At 65.9% G+C, this 18,306-nt stretch carries 14 protein-coding genes; 8 read left to right on the forward strand and 6 right to left on the reverse strand.

Annotation, left to right across the window (positions count from 1 at the left end):
- The first annotated feature begins 5 nt into the window (after positions 1-5).
- A complete protein-coding gene (locus H8M03_RS07390) occupies positions 6-272 on the forward strand; it encodes a hypothetical protein (RefSeq protein ID WP_187478830.1) in 267 nt (88 codons plus the stop codon).
- On the opposite strand, the gene H8M03_RS07395 is transcribed toward H8M03_RS07390, so the two are convergent.
- The 3 genes from H8M03_RS07395 to H8M03_RS07405 all read right to left on the reverse strand — a co-directional run bounded on the left by H8M03_RS07395 (position 269) and on the right by H8M03_RS07405 (position 4,869).
- Positions 269-2,191 carry a TonB-dependent receptor gene (locus H8M03_RS07395; RefSeq protein WP_187478831.1) on the reverse strand — a complete coding sequence of 641 codons (1,923 nt, stop codon included), beginning with the start codon at positions 2,189-2,191 and terminating at the stop codon, positions 269-271. The genes H8M03_RS07390 and H8M03_RS07395 overlap by 4 nt on opposite strands.
- A 47-nt stretch (positions 2,192-2,238) precedes the next feature.
- Positions 2,239-3,756, reverse strand: a complete 1,518-nt coding sequence (locus H8M03_RS07400) for an MFS transporter (RefSeq protein WP_187478832.1) — start codon at positions 3,754-3,756, stop codon at positions 2,239-2,241.
- Positions 3,757-3,843: 87 nt separating this feature from the next.
- Positions 3,844-4,869 (reverse strand): LacI family DNA-binding transcriptional regulator, encoded by a 1,026-nt coding sequence (locus H8M03_RS07405; RefSeq protein WP_187478833.1) that lies wholly within the window; start codon positions 4,867-4,869, stop codon positions 3,844-3,846.
- Positions 4,870-5,087: 218 nt separating this feature from the next.
- On the opposite strand from H8M03_RS07405, the gene H8M03_RS07410 reads away from it, so the two are divergent.
- From H8M03_RS07410 to H8M03_RS07435, 6 genes are all read left to right on the forward strand, one after another.
- Positions 5,088-8,045 carry a TonB-dependent receptor gene (locus H8M03_RS07410; protein WP_246448792.1) on the forward strand — a complete coding sequence of 986 codons (2,958 nt, stop codon included), beginning with the start codon at positions 5,088-5,090 and terminating at the stop codon, positions 8,043-8,045.
- 59 nt (positions 8,046-8,104) lie between these two features.
- The gene (locus H8M03_RS07415; RefSeq protein ID WP_246448793.1) at positions 8,105-9,649 is read left to right on the forward strand and encodes a tryptophan halogenase family protein; all 1,545 of its coding nucleotides are present in this window, start codon (positions 8,105-8,107) and stop codon (positions 9,647-9,649) included.
- Positions 9,649-11,439: an alpha-amylase family glycosyl hydrolase gene (locus tag H8M03_RS07420; RefSeq protein ID WP_187478834.1), complete on the forward strand. Its 1,791-nt coding sequence runs from the start codon at positions 9,649-9,651 to the stop codon at positions 11,437-11,439. Before H8M03_RS07415 ends, H8M03_RS07420 begins: the two co-directional genes overlap by 1 nt.
- Complete coding sequence (locus tag H8M03_RS07425) at positions 11,429-13,051, forward strand: alpha-amylase family glycosyl hydrolase (protein ID WP_187478835.1); 1,623 nt, start codon at positions 11,429-11,431, stop codon at positions 13,049-13,051. Before H8M03_RS07420 ends, H8M03_RS07425 begins: the two co-directional genes overlap by 11 nt.
- A 116-nt stretch (positions 13,052-13,167) precedes the next feature.
- A complete protein-coding gene (locus H8M03_RS07430) occupies positions 13,168-13,617 on the forward strand; it encodes a sterol desaturase family protein (RefSeq protein WP_187478836.1) in 450 nt (149 codons plus the stop codon).
- Positions 13,618-13,655: 38 nt separating this feature from the next.
- On the forward strand, positions 13,656-14,363 hold the full coding sequence (locus H8M03_RS07435; RefSeq protein ID WP_425506868.1) for a sterol desaturase family protein: 708 nt from the start codon (positions 13,656-13,658) through the stop codon (positions 14,361-14,363).
- Here the strand turns inward: H8M03_RS07435 and H8M03_RS07440 are convergent.
- Genes H8M03_RS07440 through crtY form a run of 3 tightly spaced genes read right to left on the reverse strand, consistent with a single transcriptional unit; the run spans position 14,332 to position 17,815 of the window.
- The gene (locus H8M03_RS07440; protein WP_187478838.1) at positions 14,332-15,207 is read right to left on the reverse strand and encodes a phytoene/squalene synthase family protein; all 876 of its coding nucleotides are present in this window, start codon (positions 15,205-15,207) and stop codon (positions 14,332-14,334) included. The genes H8M03_RS07435 and H8M03_RS07440 overlap by 32 nt on opposite strands.
- Positions 15,204-16,682, reverse strand: a complete 1,479-nt coding sequence (locus H8M03_RS07445) for a phytoene desaturase (protein WP_187478839.1) — start codon at positions 16,680-16,682, stop codon at positions 15,204-15,206. The genes H8M03_RS07440 and H8M03_RS07445 overlap by 4 nt, the downstream gene beginning before the upstream one ends.
- Complete coding sequence (gene crtY / locus H8M03_RS07450; protein ID WP_187478840.1) at positions 16,679-17,815, reverse strand: lycopene beta-cyclase CrtY; 1,137 nt, start codon at positions 17,813-17,815, stop codon at positions 16,679-16,681. Before crtY ends, H8M03_RS07445 begins: the two co-directional genes overlap by 4 nt.
- Before the next feature lie 173 nt (positions 17,816-17,988).
- Between crtY and H8M03_RS07455 the strand changes: the two genes are divergently transcribed.
- Positions 17,989-18,294 (forward strand): DUF2141 domain-containing protein, encoded by a 306-nt coding sequence (locus tag H8M03_RS07455; RefSeq protein WP_246449214.1) that lies wholly within the window; start codon positions 17,989-17,991, stop codon positions 18,292-18,294.
- Positions 18,295-18,306 lie beyond the last annotated feature (12 nt).

An 18,306-nucleotide genomic window follows, 5' to 3' on the forward strand; every position in this document is an offset into this window, starting at 1 on the left:
GGGCGATGCGCTCACCGACGCCGTGGCGGCTCGTCACCCTCGCCTTCGCGGCCTGGGCGGCGGTGTTCGTCATCGGCTACGCCGCGGCCTTGCTCGATCCTGCCGGGCTCGTTGCCAAGGCGATCATCGCGGCGACGGCGGTGGCGACGATCCCGCTGTTCGTGTGGATCGCCCGCCAGGCGAAGGGCCGGCGCGAGGCGGTGATGATCAATACGGCAATCGGTATCGCGGCCATGTCGACGGCGTTCCAGGCTCTCGTCGTTATCGCCTAGCGCGGCGGCGCAAAGCCCAGCGACAGCCAGACGGTGCGCGGTGCGTCGAGGTCGATGGACCCCGCCTGGTTGCGCGTGACGACCCGCGTATCGAACATGTTCTCGGCCCGGACCGCGATCTCGAAGCGCTCCCCGATCCGCCGCCGCACGACCGCGTCCAGCGTGGTCGCAGCGGGCAGGCGATGCAGGTTGAGGTCGTCTTCGTAGGCAGGCGAAAAATGACGGAGAGTGGCCGCAGCTGTCCACGGTCCGGCCGTGTGCTGGACGGTTGCGCTGGCTGTGAACCGCGGAACCTGCGCCGGATCGAGGCCGGGCGGCAGCGCGCCGTCGCGCACGCGGGCGCGCAACAGGCTGGCCGACGCCTGCACGTTCCACGGCCCGCGCCGGATCGAACCGTCCAGTTCGATCCCGCGCGACGTGAGCGCGTCGATGTTGCGTCGTTCGCGCAGATTGGGTCCGATGGTGACATTGGCGATGGCGCCGTTCAGCCGGTTGGCGAAGACGGTTGCTGCGATGCGCGCGTCCGGCACGGGGCGAAACTCCGTGCCGATTTCCGCCCCGACCAACCGTTCCGGATCGAGCGCGGGATTGGCGAGCGTCTGCACCGGGAAGACCGTGAAGCCGCGATAAAGTTCGTTAAGGGTCGGCAGCCGCTCACCGCGATAGGCGGCCACCCGGGCGGTCCAGCGGTCGGTACTCCATGAAGCGGTCGCGCGACCGCTGAGCGCGGTGCCGTGGCGTTCGTCAAACCGATGGTCGAATTGCAGGGCGCCGCTGCCATCGCGCTCCGACGACCGCCCGCGATCGAGCGTCCATCGCGTGACGCGCCCCGACGCGGCCAGGGTAATCGCGCCAAACCGCTCTTCCCCTTCCGCGAAGGCGGACGCTTCGACGACCCGCCCGCCATTGGCACGATCCGCGGTGACCATTCCGCTTTGCGCGGACAAGGCGCGTTCGAAGGCGGTGCCCTTGCTCGTCTTGATGTCGCCGCCGACCGCCAGGCCCTGCACGGGCCGCCATCGCGCCAGCGCGCCGATGCTGGTTGCGGGCGTGGCATATTGGTCGAGCACCGGAACGAAGGACGTGCCGCTGATCACGACCGTGGTGAAGTCGCGCTTTTGCCGCCAGGCGGCCAGCGTCACAATGTCGTCGGCGGAGGCATACCGCAGGCTGAGGTCCGTGCCGTCCATGCTGCTGTCGGCGCCCTTGAAGCGAAGCGTTCGTTCGTCGTCGAACCGGCGCAGCCGCGCCTGCACCTCGCCACTCCCGACCTGGCCGATCGCCCGCACGTCCAGCGAGCGAGACTCGAACGCGGCTCGAACGCTGGCGGGGACGCGCTGGTCCGCCGGCGTCGTCCAGAAGCCCCGGCCCCAGTCGCCCCGCCCGTCGACAGTCAGGACGAAGCCGGGCTGGCGAAGTACGGCCCCGGCGCTGATCGTTGCGGCCGCCGGCGATGCAATGGCCACCGTGGCGTCGGCCGTGTCGCGCCGGTCCGGCGGCCGCGTCGACAGGTTGATCGTACCTGCCACCGCCGAGCCGAAGGCTCCGCCGCCTGCCCCTCGCAGGATCGAAATGCGGTCGATGCGCAGCGGGTCGATGGCGGAGAAAGGCACGAAGCCGAAGAAGGGTTCGGCGACCGGAATGCCGTCGAGCAGGACCAGCGTCCGGCTGCTGGCATTGCCGCCAAGCCCGCGCAGCGTCAGTCCCTGGGCCGACGGGTTGGCCGACCGGCTGTCGCTGCGGCGGAAGGACTGGAGGCCGGGCACCTGCGCCAGGACGCCTTCAAGCCGGCCCGACGCCGCCCGGTCGATCGCTTTGGTATCAAGGACTATGGCGCCCGCAACGGGCTGGTCGGCCTGCGTTTCCAGCCGCCGGCCGATCACGACGACTTCGGCGGGTTGTTCGATCTGGACGTCCATCGGCCCGCGGCTTGGCCGATTGGTGCCCCGCCATCAACCGCTTAGGTTTACCGTCCGGCTTGCGGCGCGTCCCTGACCGCTAGCATGGCCAGCGAAGCGGCCGCCATGACGAGCGCGGCGGCGAGGATCGTCCAGATCGGCTCACCGGGGAAAAAGGCCTTCATGATCGACCCCATCACCGTCGCTACCAGCAATTGCGGAATGACGATGAAGACGTTGAACAGCCCCATGTAGACGCCCAGCTTCCGTTGCGGCAGCGCGCTGGCGAGGATGGCGTAAGGCATGGCCAGGATGGATGCCCAGGCGATGCCAATGCCGATTTCGGACAGCAGCAGCCAGTTGGGATCGGTAATCAGCAGGAAGCTGGCAAAGCCGACGGCACCGGCCGCCAGCCCGACCATGTGCGTGCGCGCCTTGCCGATCCGCCGCGCCAGCAGCGGGAGGAGCGCCAGGGCAGCGACAGCGGCGACGCCATTGTAGGTCGCGAACAGGACACCGACCCAATTGCCGGCTTCCTGGAAGCCCGCGCTGGCCGGGTCGGGACTGTCGAAATGATATTGCGCCACCACGGGCGTGGTGTTGATCCACATGATGAACAGCGCTGACCAGCTGAAGAACTGGACCACGGCCAGCCGCTTCATGATCGTCGGCATGCCGGAAAAATCGCCCACGATCTGAGTCAGCATGCCGCTCGTCCGTCCCTGCCGAGCAAGCGCGATCGCCGCAGCGCTTAACAGGCCGTAAGCGGCGAGGAGGCCGCCGAGGAGATAGACTTCCTTCTCCAGCCCGAACTGGGCGACCGCGGCGATGACGACGATGCCGGCGACGAGCCACGCGATGCTGGACGCAAAGGTCTTGGCGGCCAGCGCGCGCACCGGCTGTTCGCCCTCGTCGCCCGGCCCGGCAAAGGCGGCCATTTCCTCGGGGCTGTATTCGCGCGTTGAGATGACCGTCCACAGCACGGCGGCGAGCAACGCCGCGCCGCCGCACCAGAAGCTCAGTCGAACCGTGTCCGGAAGGGTGCCGTCAGGCGCGCTGTTCGACACGCCGAACGCGTCGAGCAGATAGGGAAAGATCGACCCGACAACGGCACCGGCGCCGATGAAAGCGGTTTGCACCGCATAGCCCGCGGCATGCTGGTCGGACCGCAGCATGTCGCCGACGTAGGCGCGGAATGGCTCCATCGAGATATTGAGGCTGGCGTCGAGCAGCCACAGCATCAACGCCGCGAACAACAGCGGCGCGCCCACTGCCGGAGCGAGCGGCATCAGGATCAGCGCCAGCGCGGACAGGATCGCGCCGGTCAGGAAGTAGGGCCGGCGGCGACCCAGCCGATTCCACGTGCGGTCGCTCAAATGGCCGATGATCGGCTGGACCAGAAGTCCGGTGAGCGGCGCTGCGGTCCACAGCCAGGGCAGATCGTCGACGCTTGCGCCAAGCGTCTGGAAGATCCGGCTCATATTGCCGTTCTGCAGCGCGAAACCGATCTGGATTCCGAAGAAGCCGAACGAAATATTCCATAGTCCGGCGATCGATTGCCGCGGCTTTTCTGCAAGGCTTGCCATAGTCTCTCCCCACCCCGGAAGCTGGCAGATGGCCGCGCCGCCGACAATCGCCGGCGGGGCGTGCATACGAATACTTGAAAGCCGCGATCAGCGGCGGCGAACGCTCGACTGGCGGACGATCAGCTGGACGGGAAGGAGGCGGTCCTCGGCCGACCCATGCTCGACCGCCTCCAGCAGAGTCTCGATCAGCGCTTCGCCGGCAACGCGCGCGTTCTGGCGAATGCTGGTCAGCGGCGGGCTGGTCAGTTGGGCCGAGTCGATGTCGTCAAACCCGACCACCGCGACATCGTCCGGGATCGCCCGGCCGGCGATCTGCAGCGCGTGCATTGCGCCGATCGCAGCCAGGTCGCTGGTCGCGAAAATTGCGTCGAATGTGCACCCGCGCCGGGTCAGCTCCTCGACCGCCTTGCGGCCGTCCTCTTCGGTCGGCGCGGCTTCGACCTGCATCTGCTTGTCCGGCACCAGGCCCGCGGTCCACAGCGCCCGGCAATAGCCGCGCCAGCGATCGAGGAATTCGGGATAGGCCGGCGACACCGTGCCGACGAAGGCGATGTTGCGATTGCCTTCTTCCAGCAGGTGCGAAACCGCTTCGAACCCGCCCTGTTCGTTGTTCGACGACACGGTCGTGCCGAGCTGGCTTTCGACCGATCCCCAGCGCACGAAATGCGTGTTGCGTTCGACCAGTTCTTCCAGCCGCGGACGGTATTTCAGATAGTCGCCGTAACCGAGCAGGACGATCCCGTCGGCCTTGCGGCTGTCTTCGAAATCGACGTGCCAGTCGCTCGACAATTGCTGGAAGGAAATCAGCAAATCATACCCGCGATCGGCGCAACGGCGCACCATCGGACCGACCATCGACAGATAGAAGGGGTTGATATGCGCGCCGGTCGCTGTCCCCTCTTCCTCGAAGAACAGCAAGGCCAGCGTTTGCGACTGCTGGCGGCGCAGCGCGGACGCGTTCTTGTCGACCTTGTAATTGAGCTGCTCGGCCGCGGCGAGAACGCGTGCGCGGGTCGATTCGCTGACCGACGGATTATTGTTGAGGGCGCGCGAAACGGTCGGTTGGGAGACGCCGGCAAGTGCCGCGATGTCGAACGACGTCGGTCTGCGCATGTAATGGCGAAGTTCTAGCGCGCTGAATACGTATGTATAGCCGCGCACCCGGTTCCCCTGCGCAAAAGCTCATGTATTTTGCAGGCTGGGAGAGGGGCACGCCCCACAATCGGATTGCTTGAACTGTCGACCTGGCATGCGCCGGCGGCACAAGGGGACGTTTTATGAAAATTCGCAGCGCATCTTGGCTTCTCGTGGCCGCAAGTCCTTTCGCCCTCATGGTTCCCGCCGCGCCGGCATTTGCGCAGGATGCCCCCGTCGCAACCGACGGCACGCTTCCGGCGCCCGATCCGGTGCCGAACCAGGGCGAAGAAGAGAATACCGACGCCACGGCCCAGCCGCAGTCCGACGACACCGCTTCGATCGTCGTTACCGGTTATCGCCGCTCGCTCGAAAATGCGGTCAACAAGAAGAAATCGTCCAACACCATCGTCGAATCGGTGTCGGCCGAAGACATTGGCAAGCTGCCCGATGCGTCGATCGCCGAATCGATTTCGCGCCTTCCAGGCCTGACGTCGCAGCGCCTGTCCGGCCGCTCCAACGTCATCTCCATCCGCGGTTTTGCGCCCGACTTTTCGACCACCCTGCTGAACGGTCGCGAACAGACGTCGACCGGCGACAACCGCGCCGTCGAATATGACCAGTATCCGTCGGAAGTGATCAACCAGGTCAACGTCTACAAGACGCCGATGGCGAGCCTTATCGGCCAGGGCCTGTCGGGCACGGTGGACCTGCGCACCATTCGCCCGCTGGAAGCGAGCAGCCGCGTCATTTCGGTCGGCGCGCGCGGGTCGTTCAACGACCTCGACCGGCTGAACCCGGACGTCGATCGCTACGGCTATCGCGTCAACGGCGTGTTCGTCGACAAGTTCGCCGGCGACACCATCGGCGTCGCGCTGGCTGCGAGCTATCTCGACGAACCGTACCAGACTCAGGAATTCAATTCTTGGGGCTATCCCGAAGCGGCGCCGGGCGCATCGGTCATCGGCGGCGAGAAATCCTACGCCACCTCGACCAACCTCAAGCGCCTTGGCCTGCTTGGCACGCTGGAATTCCGGCCGATCCCGAACTTCACCTCGACGCTCGATGCCTTCTATTCGAACTTCAAGGACGACAGCATCAAGCGCGGTGTCGAACTGCCGCTATTCTGGTCCGCGGCCCAGCTTCAACCGGGCTACACCGTCACGGACGGTCTCGTCACCAACGGCACCTACACCAACGTCAAGGGCGTGGTCCGCAACGACGTCTTCCAGCGTCGCGCCAAGCTCTATTCGTTCGGCTGGAACAACACCTACAACACCGACAATGGCTGGCACCTGTCCGGCGACGTCAGCTATTCGCGGACCAAGCGCAACGAGCTGACGGTCGAAACCTATTCGGGCACCGGTCGCGGCGGCCTTGGCGCGACCGACACGCTGACATTCGTCAGCGGCCCGGACGGAACGGTGCTGACTCCGACGCTCGACTACGGCGACTTCAACACCATCCTTCTCACCTCTCCGCAGGGCTGGGGCGGGACACAGATCGCGCCGGACGGAACGGCGGTCGTCGGCGGCCAGGACGGCTATTATAACGACCGCCACATCAACGACCGGTTGTGGCAGTTGCGCGGCGACGTCACCAAGGACGTATTCGGCACCTTCCTCGACACCGTCCAGGCGGGCATCAACTTCACGCACCGCAAGAAGAACCTGACGCCGGAGGAATATTTCATCGGCCTGGCCGCCAACACGGACGGCCTGACCAGCATCCCGGTGCCCGAACAATATCGCGAAGGCACCGCTAACCTCGACTTCCTCGGCCTCGGGCCGGTCGTCGCCTACGATCCGTTGGCGATGATCAACGACGGCATCTACAATCTGGTGCCGAACCCGTACGGCGATGTCGTCGTCAAAGCCTATAACGTCACCGAGCGCCTGCTGACCCCTTACGTCCAGGCGAACATCAAGACCGAACTGGGCACCAGCCTGTTGACCGGCAACATCGGCGTGCAGGCGATCTTCACCGAACAGCGGTCGGTCGGCGCGAGCGCACTGTATCTGGGCACCAATCCCAACGGCTCGCCCAACATCGGCGCTACCGTCAACGACATCGACGCATCCTATGTCGACGTTCTGCCCAGCCTGAACCTGTCGCTGCGCACGGCGTCGGACTTCGTCTTCCGCTTCGCCGCGGCGCGCGAGATCATCCGCCCGCGTCTCGACGACATGAAGGCGACGCTCAATTACGGTTACAATTACATCGTCCAGCCCGACGGCACGGGGATCGCATATGTGACGGGCGGCCAGGGCGCTTCGGGCAATCCCGAGCTGCGTCCGTGGCGCGCCAATGCGATCGACTTCACGATTGAAAAGTATTTCGGCGTGAAGGGCTATCTGGCCGCGCAGTTCTTCCACAAGGACCTGAAGAGCTACATCTATAACCAGGATACCGAAATCCCGATCGAGGAGCTGGTCCTGGCCCCCGTCGATCCGGGCTTCACGGTCTTCCCGATCGCGGTGCTCAACATCCCGGTCAATGGCAAGGGCGGCAAGCTGTACGGCGTCGAACTGGCCGGCACGCTGCCGCTGGATACCTTCACCCCTGCGCTGACCGGTTTCGGCGTGACGGGCGGCGTCAGCTACACCAAGTCGAAGATCAAGCCGTCGCCGAACGAGGAGGCGAGCGCGCTTCCGGGCTATTCCAAGTGGGTGGCCAACGGCACCGCTTATTACGAACGGGCCGGCTTCAACATTCGCGGCAGCGTTCGTCACCGGTCGAAGTTCATCGGTGAAGTGTCGGGCTTCGGCGCCAATCGCGCGCGCCGCCAGGCCGCTCCGGAAACGGTGGTCGACGGGCAGATCGGTTACGACTTCCAGCCTGGCAGCAGCCTTGCCGGCCTGTCGCTCTACCTCCAGGGGCAGAACCTGACCAACGAGCCGTTCAAGACATACGGCGAGAACGACACGTTGCACGTCATCGACTACCAGACCTACGGCCGCCGCTTCCTGCTTGGCGCGTCGTACAAGTTCGGTGCTCCCGAGCCGGCGCTACCGGTGGTGTTGCCGCCGCCGCCGCCGCCGCCCGCGCCGGCCACGCAGACCTGCACGGATGGCACCGTCATCCTCGCGACCGAGGTCTGTCCCGCTCCGCCGCCACCGCCGCCGCCGCCAGCGCCGGCCCCGGAACGCGGCTGAACTGAACCGCGCAAGCCGGCGGTAATGATCCGCCGCCGGCTTGCCGGCACGCTGCCCCCATGGCCAGTGTGAAGATCGGGACAATGGAACCACAGGCGCCGATCACCATAACCATCGTCGGCGGCGGCACCGCCGGCTGGATGACGGCCGCCGCGCTCGGCCGCTTCCTCGGCAAGCAGGCGTCGATCACGCTCGTCGAATCCGACGATATCGGCACCGTCGGGGTGGGCGAAGCAACCATCCCGCACATCAAGATTTTCAACGACGCGCTGGGTATCGACGAGGCGGAATTCGTCGCCGCGACCGGTGCCACATACAAACTCGGCATCGCCTTCGAAGGCTGGGGGGCGCCGGACGATGCCTACGTCCATGCCTTCGGCCAGGTCGGGCGGGGGATTGGCCTGCTGCCCTTCCACCAGTTCTGGCTGCGCGGCCGCAATCTCGGCGTTGCCAAGCCGCTTGGCCATTACATTCTCAACACCATCGTGCTGGCCGGTAACCGGTTCGCCCATGTCGAGCGCGAACCGGGCAACCCGTTGCCGCCCATACCCTATGCCTTCCACTTCGATGCCGGCCTTTACGCCCGGTTCCTTCGCGGCTTCGCCGAACGCCACGGCGTCACCCGGGTCGAAGGCAAGATCGTCGCGGTTTCCCGCGACCCGTCGAACGGTGACATCGCCGCCCTGACCCTGGCCGACGGCACGCAGGTCGGCGGGCACCTGTTCATCGACTGCTCGGGCTTTCGCGGCCTGCTCATCGAACAGGAACTAGAAGCCGGATTCGAGGACTGGACCCGCTGGCTGCCGTGCGACCGCGCCTGCGCCGTGCCGAGCGAGAGCACCGATCCCCTGACGCCTTACACGCGGGCGATGGCCCACCCGGCCGGATGGCAATGGCGCATCCCGCTGCAGCACCGCACCGGCAACGGCATCGTCTACAGTTCGGCTTTTCTCGACGATCAGCGGGCGGCCGACCGGCTTGTTGCCAACCTCGACGGCCGGCCGCTGGCCGATCCGCGAACGCTGCGCTTCACCACCGGTCGGCGCGCGCGCGCCTGGGTTCGCAACGTGGTCGCGATCGGGCTGTCGGCGGGATTTATCGAACCGCTGGAATCGACCAGCATCCATCTGATCCAGACGGCGATCAATCGGCTGCTGGAACTGGTACCGCGCTGGCCGATCCATGCCGGCGCGCGCGACGATTACAACGCCCGCACCGCCCGCGAGATGGAAGCGGTGCGCGACTTCATCATCCTCCATTACCATGCCAACGGGCGCACCGGCGAGCCGTTCTGGGACGGTCTGCGCACGATGCCGATCCCCGACAGCCTGGCGCACCGGATCGAGCTGTTCCGGTCGGACGCGGCAATCTTTCCCGGCAATGACGAGCTGTTCGACCAGCGCGGCTGGGTGCAGGTGCTGATCGGCCAGGGGGTGGTTCCCGAACGCTACCACCCGATCGCCGACGAGCTTCCCGAGTCAGAACTGCGCCGTTTCCTCGACCTGACCGAGCAAGCCTACGTGCAGGATGCATCGCGGATCCCCGACCACCGGGCTTACGTGCAGAAATTCGCGCCGATGCGGCGTGAGGAGGAAACCGCCTGATGCTGACCGCGCTTTCGCTTGCCCTGGCCGCGGCCGCGGCTGCGCCGCCTGCCGACTATCGCGCCCGGCTGCCGGAGGATGAGGTGATCTATTTCCTCCTGCCCGACCGGTTCGAGAACGGCGACACGTCCAATGACCGTGGGGGCATCGCCGGCGACCGCCTCGCCACCGGCTTCGATCCGGCGCACAAGGGCTTCTTCCACGGCGGCGATCTCAATGGACTGACGCGCCGGCTGGACTATATACAGGGCCTCGGCGCGACCGCCGTGTGGCTTAGCCCAGTGTTCAAGAACAAGCCGGTCCAGGGCCCATCGGGCCAGGAAAGCGCCGGCTATCACGGCTATTGGATCACCGACTTCACCCAGGTCGATCCGCACCTTGGGACCAAAGCCGATTTCAAGGCCTTCGTCGACGCCGCCCACGCGCGCGGGATGAAGGTCTACATGGATATTATCGCCAACCACACTGCCGACGTCATCCAGTTCGCGGAGTGCGCCGGCAAGGGCGAGTGTCCGTACCGCAGCATCGCCGATTATCCGTACCAGCGGCGCGGTGGCGCGACCGGCCCCGCGATCAACTCCGGATTCTCCGGTGAGCGAGAGGAGACCGCAGCCAACTTCTCACGGCTGACCGATCCCGATTACGCCTACACCATCCGCATCCCGGACTCGGAAAAGACGGTCAAGGTCCCGTCCTGGCTCAACGACCCGGCCTACTATCACAATCGCGGCGATACGACCTTTCGCGGAGAGTCGAGCCAGATGGGCGACTTCGTCGGCCTCGACGATCTGTTCACCGAACATCCGCGCGTGGTCCAGGGCATGATCGACATCTACGGCAAGTGGATCGACGATTACGGCGTCGACGGATTTCGCATCGACACCGCGCAGCACGTCAATCCGGAATTCTGGCAAAAGTTCGTGCCCGCGATGATGGAGCGTGCCCGGGCGCGCGGCATTCCCAATTTCCATATTTTCGGCGAGGTCGCGACCTCGGAAATGGATCCGGCGCACCTGGCCGTGAACACGATCGTCGACCGGCTTCCCACCGTACTCGATTTCGCCTTCGGCCGAGCAGTGATCGACACCGTCGCCGGCGATATCGGCACCGACCAGTTGGCCAAGCTGTTCCGCGCCGACCCGATTTACGCCGGCGGCGTCGCCACCGCCCGCCGCTTGCCGACCTTTCTCGGCAATCACGACGCCGGCCGCTTTGGCATGTTCGTCCGCAAGGCGAAGCCGCAGGCAGGTGATGACGAAGTGCTCAAGCGGACGATCCTGGGCCATGCGATGCTGCTGACGCTGCGCGGCGTGCCGACCATCTATTCGGGCGACGAACAGGGCTTCGCCGGCAAGGGCGGCGATCAGGATGCGCGCCAGGACATGTTCGCTAGCCGCACCGCCACCTACAATGAGGACAGCTTGATCGGCACACGGGCGACCACCGCGGCGGCGAATTTCGACACCGGCCACCCGATCTATCGCAAGATTGCCACCCTGGCACGCATTCGCACCAGTCACCCGGCACTGACCCGGGGAGAGCAACGGCTCCGCTTTGCGTCCGACAAGCCTGGGCTGTTCGCCATGTCGCGGTTCGACCCGTCGACCGGGCGCGAGACGCTGTTGCTGTACAACACGTCGGCGCAACCGATTGCGCAGAACGTCCGCGTAGATGTCGGATCGACCCGCTTCACGGCGCTGGCCGGCCCGTGCCCGGCGAAGCCCGTCGCTCCGGGCTCCGTCGCGATCAGCCTGCCCGCCCTGAGCTATGCGGTGTGCGATGCACGCTGAGGAAGCCATCCGGGAAACACCCGTTGCCGAGCGCGGCAAGGAATGGTGGCGCGGCGCGGCCATCTACCAGATCTATCCGCGCAGCTTTGCCGACAGCGACGGCGATGGCATCGGCGATCTGCGCGGGATCACCGGCCGCCTCGATTACGTCGCGAGCCTTGGTGTCGATGCGATCTGGCTGTCGCCATTCTTCACCTCGCCGATGCGCGATTTCGGATATGACGTGGCCGACTTTTGCGATGTCGACCCGGTGTTCGGGACGCTGGCCGATTTCGACGCCCTGCTGAAGCGCGCGCACGAACTCGGGCTGCGGGTCATCATCGACCAGGTCTATTCCCACAGCTCGGACCAGCACGCCTGGTTCGCGGAAAGCCGGTCGTCGCGCGATAATCCGCGGGCCGACTGGTACGTTTGGCATGACCCCAAGCCGGACGGATCGCCGCCCAATAACTGGCAATCGGTTTTCGGCGGTCCGGCATGGGAATGGGATTCGCGCCGCAGCCAATATTATCTGCACAATTTCCTGCCCGAGCAGCCGGATCTGAACCTGCACAATCCGGCGGTTCAGGACGCGATCCTGGGTGTCGCCCAATTCTGGCTGGACCGGGGGGTCGACGGCTTTCGCATCGACGCGGTCAACTTCGCCATGCACGACCCGCAGCTGCACGATAACCCGCCCGCGGCTTCAGGCCACAAGGGCGGCCGGCCGTTCGATTTCCAGCAGCATCTTTACAACCAGTCGCACCCGGACATCCCGAAGTTCCTGGAACGGGTGAAGGCGCTGGCCAACCACTATCCCGACCGCTTCCTGCTGGCCGAGGTGGGTGGCGACCGTGCGCTTCAGGAGATGCTGGACTACACTCGGGGCGACGGCCGGCTCGACAGCGCCTACAGCTTCGACTTCCTCTACGCCGATCGGCTGGACGCGAAGCTGGTCTGCCAAACCCAATCGGCATGGCCCGACAGCCTGGATTCGGGCTGGCCGTGTTTTGCCTTCGAAAACCACGACTCCTCGCGCGCCGTGTCGCGCTGGCAGGGTGACGGGGACGCAAGCGCTTTCCTGGCGATGAAGATGGCGCTGCTTGCCTGCCTGCGCGGCTCGATCATCATCTACCAGGGGGAGGAGCTCGGGCTCGATCAGGTCGACATACCGTTCGACAAGATCAGGGATCCCGAAGCGGTCCGCAACTGGCCGCTAACCCTGTCGCGCGACGGTGCACGGACGCCGTTCCCGTGGTCGGAAAGCGCGCAGAACGCCGGTTTCAGTCGCGCCGAACCGTGGCTTCCGCTGGGTCCCGGCCATGCCGCCTTGGCGCAGGACGCCCAGGAGCGCGATCCGCAATCTCTGATGAATCTCACCCGCCGCCTTCTCATGCTTCGCCAGAACCATCCGGCGTTGCGCTCCGGAACGCTGGAACGCTGCACTGCCGATGGCGACCTGCTGACCCTTGAGCGGGCGGGCGATGGCGAGACCATCACCTGCCGGTTCAACCTCGGCGGCGGCACCCGGTCCATTGACGCGGGCGAGGCTGGCAGCGTCATCCTTGCCCTTGGCGGCGCGAATCGCAGCTCGCTGCCCCCTTATGCGGTACTGGTCACGCGCCGACCCTAGCCTTCGCCACCGGGGCGCGTCGCAAACCCCACTAGTCGGCGACCCGTCAGAGGGTGTAAGTGGCCCCCGTGCATACAGCTTCCGGCATATTATTGTTTATCGCCACGGTGTTAGCGATGGAGGGCGTGGCCTATGTTGCCCACCGGTGGGTGATGCACGGCTTAGGCTGGTTCCTTCACGAGAGCCATCATCGCGAGCGCCACGGCTGGTTCGAACTCAACGATCTGTACGCGCTGATCTTCGCCGTCCCGTCGATCGTCCTCCTCTACGGCGGTGTGCAGGCTGGCTGGGGTGATTGGGCGACCTGGGTCGGCGCCGGGATCGCGGCCTATGGAGCCATCTACTTCGGCTTTCACGACGTCATCGTCCATCGCCGCATCGGTCACCGCTACGTCCCTCGTTCGACCTATATGAAGCGCATCGTTCAGGCGCACCGGCTGCACCATGTGACTACCAGCAAGCATGGCTCGGTCAGCTTCGGATTCCTTTACGCCCCGCCTGCCGAGGCGTTGAAGGCGGAACTGCAGGATAGCGCGGCGGCAACCATCCGCGCGCCGCGGGGCTAGGACCGGTGGTGGTCCAGATCGCGATCGCGATCGGGGCGATGACCCTCATCGTCGCCGTCCGCTATCTGATCGTCAGCGGTCTTTTCGCCGGCCTCACCACCCGCCGCCTGCCCGGCGCGCACACCGGTCGCGAAGCGCAGATCCGCCGCGAAATCCTGTGGTCGCTGGCCAGCGCGTTCATTTACGCCGCGCCTGCCGGGCTGCTGGCCTGGGGCTGGCAGGAACATGGCTGGACGCGCGTCTACACCGACGTCGCCGATTATCCATTGTGGTGGTTGCCGCTGTCGGTGCTCGTCTACCTCTTCCTGCATGACAGCTGGTTCTATTGGACGCACCGCTGGATGCACCGCCCGACGGTGTTCAAGCGAATGCACGCCGTCCATCACGCCAGCCGCAATCCGACCGCTTGGGCGGCGATGAGTTTCCATCCCTGGGAATCGATCACCGGCGCGATCCTCGTTCCCGCACTCGTCCTGCTGATCCCGATCCACGTCGGCGCGCTGTTCGCGGTGCTGACGATCATGACGGTCATGGGCGTGACCAATCACATGGGCTGGGAGATTTTTCCGCGCTGGCTGGTCAACGGCCGCGCAGGTGATTGGCTGATCACCGCCAGTCATCACCAGAAGCATCACGAAAAGTACCTGTGCAACTTCGGGCTGTATTTCCGCTTCTGGGACCGGCTGTGCGGGACCGACCGCGGACTCGGCGACTTCAGCGCCGGACGAGCGCTTCGGCCACGCTAGGGACGACGAACGCCAACTTTCGGCCCTTGCCGACCGTGACCCGCTGGTCCCATGCCGAGGCGCCCAGCGCCCTGACCCGCCGCCCGATCGCGCCATAAATTCGCAGCGCCGCGAGCACGGCCAGCCGCGACCGGAAGGGCAGCCGCGCAACGCCGGCCCGGGCGCGCTCTTCGCGCCGCTCGACCTCGTCGACCAGCCGCCCGACGAAAGCGGTCAGCGCCGTGACATTATCCGGATCGAACAGGCTCTCTTGGGTTACGCCCGCCTGCTCCAGCCATTGGCGCGGCAGGTAGCAGCGGCCGGCCGCCCAATCCTCGCGAACGTCGCGGGCAATGTTCGACAATTGGAAAGCGATGCCAAGGTCGGCCGCCGAGCGCAGGGTCGGCTGGTCGTCGGGATCGACGCCCATCAGCACCGCCATCATACATCCGACCGCGCCGGCGACATGGTAGCAATAAGTGATGAGGTCGGCCTCGCTGTCGGGCTGCCAGCCGGCAGCGTCGAGTTCGAACCCCTGCAAATGATCGTCGAGGAACCGCGATGGGATCGGGCACTCGCTGAGGAGCAGCTTCAGCCCTTCGAACGCCGTGCCTTCTACCGGTAGCCCCGCGACGGCGCGTTCGGTCTGTTCACGCAGGCCGGCGACATTGCCTGGTGCATGCTGGCCGATGCCGAAGCCCGATACCTGCCCATCGGCAACGTCGTCGCAATGGCGGCACCAGGCGTAGAGCAGCCACGCCCGTTCGCGCGTGACGGGATCGAACAGGCGGCTGGCGGCGCGAAAGGACTTCGATCCCCGCTGGATGGACTCCTGCGCCGCGGCGACGATCGCGTCGCGGCTCACAGCTTGAGGTCGGCGATCATCAGGCCGGCCGTGGCCTTGGCGCTACCGACGACGCCGGGGATGCCTGCCCCCGGGTGCGTGCCCGCGCCGGTAAAATAAAGGTTGGCGATCTTATCGTCGCGATTGTGGACCCGGAAATAGGCGCTCTGGGTCAACACAGGCTCAAGGCTGAAGGCCGACCCGAGGTGGGAATTCAACTCGCTTTCGAAATCGGCGGGGCCGAAGTGGAATACTTCGCCGAGCTTGCCGCTGAGCCCCGGCAGCACCCGCCGCTCCAGAATCTCGAGCAGGTGCCGCGAATAGCACGGCCCTTCGACCGCCCAGTCGATCGGCGCGTGGCCAAGGTGCGGAACCGGCGCCAGCGCGTAGAACGTCGATCGCCCCGGCGGCGCCATCGAGGGATCGGTGACGGTCGGGTGATGAAGGTAGATGGACGGGTCCTGCGGCAGCGTCTTGCCGCCGTAAATCTGCTTCAGCAGCCCGGCATATTCGGAGCCGAAGACGATATTGTGATGCGGCACGTCCGGCCATTCGCCCTCGGCCGAGAAGTGCAGCACGAAGAGCGAGGGGGAGAAGCGCTTGCGGCGCAACGACCTGGCCTTGGTCTTGCCGCGCGGCGCGCCCAGCATGTCGTAGGTGCGCACGATGTCGGCGTTGGACGCCACCGCATCGAACGTCTCGCTCCACCCGCTGGCCGTACGGACTGCAGTGACGCGGTCCCCGCTGGTGGCGATATCGCTGACCGGATCGCCCAGCCGCACGGTCCCGCCAAGCCGTTCGAAGTGCTGGACCATCCCGGCGATGAGACGGTTGGTGCCGCCCTTGGCGAACCATACGCCGCCGTCGCGTTCCAGCTTGTGGATCAACGCATAGATCGCGCTGGTGGTCATGGGGTTGCCGCCGACCAGCAGGCTGTGAAAGGAAAAGGCCTCGCGCAATTTCTCGTTGCGGATGAAGCTCGACACCATCGAATAGACCGACCGCCACGCCTGGTATCGGGCGAGCGCGGGCGCGGCTCGGATCATCGAGGTGAAGTCGAGGAACGGGACCGCGCCGAGCTTCTCATAGCCTTCGACGAACACGCCTTCGGAGTAGCGCAGGAACTTGCGGTATCCCTCGACATCAGCCGGCTCGAGCGCTGCGATCTGCGCCGTCAGCTGGTCGTCGTCGTTGACGTAATCGAAGGTCGTGCCGTCTGGCCAGGACAGGCGATAGAATGGCGACACCGGCACCAGTTCGACGTCGCGTGCCATGTCGGCGCCCGACAGCGCCCACAATTCCTTCAGGCAATCCGGATCGGTGATTACGGTCGGACCGGCGTCGAAGATGTGTCCGCCCTTGTCCCAATAATAGGCCCGGCCACCGGGCTTGTCCCGCGCCTCGATGACGGTCGTGTCGATGCCCGCGGACTGCAGCCGGATGGCGAGCGCCAAGCCCCCGAAGCCCGAGCCGACGATTGCGGCGCGGCGGGTCATCGCACTGCACCCGCAAGCGCGCGCACCGCCCGGCCGACGGGGACAGGCGGCTTGCCCGACAGGATGCGAACCTTGTCCAGCGCGGTCAGCTGGGCGGCGTAAAAGCGGCCGATCACCGCCGGCGGAAGCCGGTAGAAATGTTCGAGAACGCGATAGGATTGGCCAGGGGCGGCCGCCTTGAACAACATGCGATTGAGCAACCGGAAAAAACCGCGCTCGTTCCACAGGTCGCGGGCGCGGGCATGAAAAACACGGCGCAGGGCCGCGCTGCTGAAGTCCTGCTGTTCGGCCAGCAATGCGGCGTTGGCAATGGCGTCGGGCGAGGAATAGCTGGTCGTCGGGTGAAAAAAGCCGCCGCGCAGCCCAAGCAACGCGACCGGCGACCCATGCCACAGGCTGTAGAGCGACCCGCCCATGACGATCGGCAAAATGCCCTGCTCCTCCTCGATCACGGTCGCAGGGATTCCATAACCCGAGACCTCGGCATCGATGCGCGCGCGCAGCGTATCGGGGTCAAGCGCCATGTCGGCGGAGTAATAGGTGTCCTCGACCAGCAGCTCGGTCGGGCTCATCGGCAGCGTGTAGACGAAGCGGTAGCCGTCATGCTGCCCGACCGTCGCGTCCATGATCACCGGCCGCTCGATCCCGTGCGGCTTCTCGAAGCGGACGAAGCGCCCGACGAATTTCTGCCAGCCGAGCTGCAGCCCCGGGGTCGGCACCGGGCCCCGGGCGTCGATCACGCCGGTGCCCGCGATGAATTTGCCGTCGACCGTCAGCCCGGCGTCCGACAGCTTCTCGATCCGGCTGTTCAGCCGATACTGGTCGGGCCGCAACGTGGCACGGACCGCGGCGTCGAGGTCGGCCGAGCGGATGCTGTTGTAGCCGATCGGGATGGTCCGGCGGCGGCGCGGGAACGCAATGTCGTGGTCGGGCCAGCGGCGGGTGGCGATGCCCTCCCCCACCCAGGCGAGGTCGGCCGGGACGTCCGTGTCGAAGCGCGACCAGGTGTGGTTGCCGCCGAACTGGTCCGCTTCCTCCACCAGCAGGAACGGCACGTCGGGACGGCGCCGGGCAAGCGCCAGCGCGCACAGGCAACCCGCCAGGCCGCCGCCGGCAATCAGCAGCCGGCTCACCCGTTTTGCTTTTTCATTTGCATGGCGCCGGGCCACCAATGATACAACCGCTTCAAATGCTTGCGATCTTCCTTCTTGCCGCGGCGCAGGCCGCGACTGTCCAATCTGCGCCTGCGACGGCGACCATCGAGCTTGCGGGCCTCCGCAACACCAAGGGTTGGGTCCGTGTATGCATGACTCGCGAACCGTCGCACTTTCCCAAATGCAGTAGCGACCCCGCCGCCTTGAGCCAAACCGTGCCGGCGACCGCCCCGACCGCGGTGTTCGCGAAGGTCCCGCCCGGTGACTATGCGGTATCCGTGTTCCATGACGAAAACGGCAATCGCAAGCTCGACACGATGGTCGCCATACCGCGCGAAGGCTTCGGCTTTTCGCGCAATCCCAAGCTTCGCTTCGGCCCGCCGCGGTTCAAGGCTGTTGTCGTTCATATCGGTCCGGGATCCGACCACGTCCCGATCCGAATGCAATATCTCCTTTAGACGCCCCCGCGT

This window comes from Sphingomonas sabuli (genome assembly GCF_014352855.1).
In the GTDB taxonomy this organism is placed as follows: domain Bacteria; phylum Pseudomonadota; class Alphaproteobacteria; order Sphingomonadales; family Sphingomonadaceae; genus Sphingomicrobium; species Sphingomicrobium sabuli.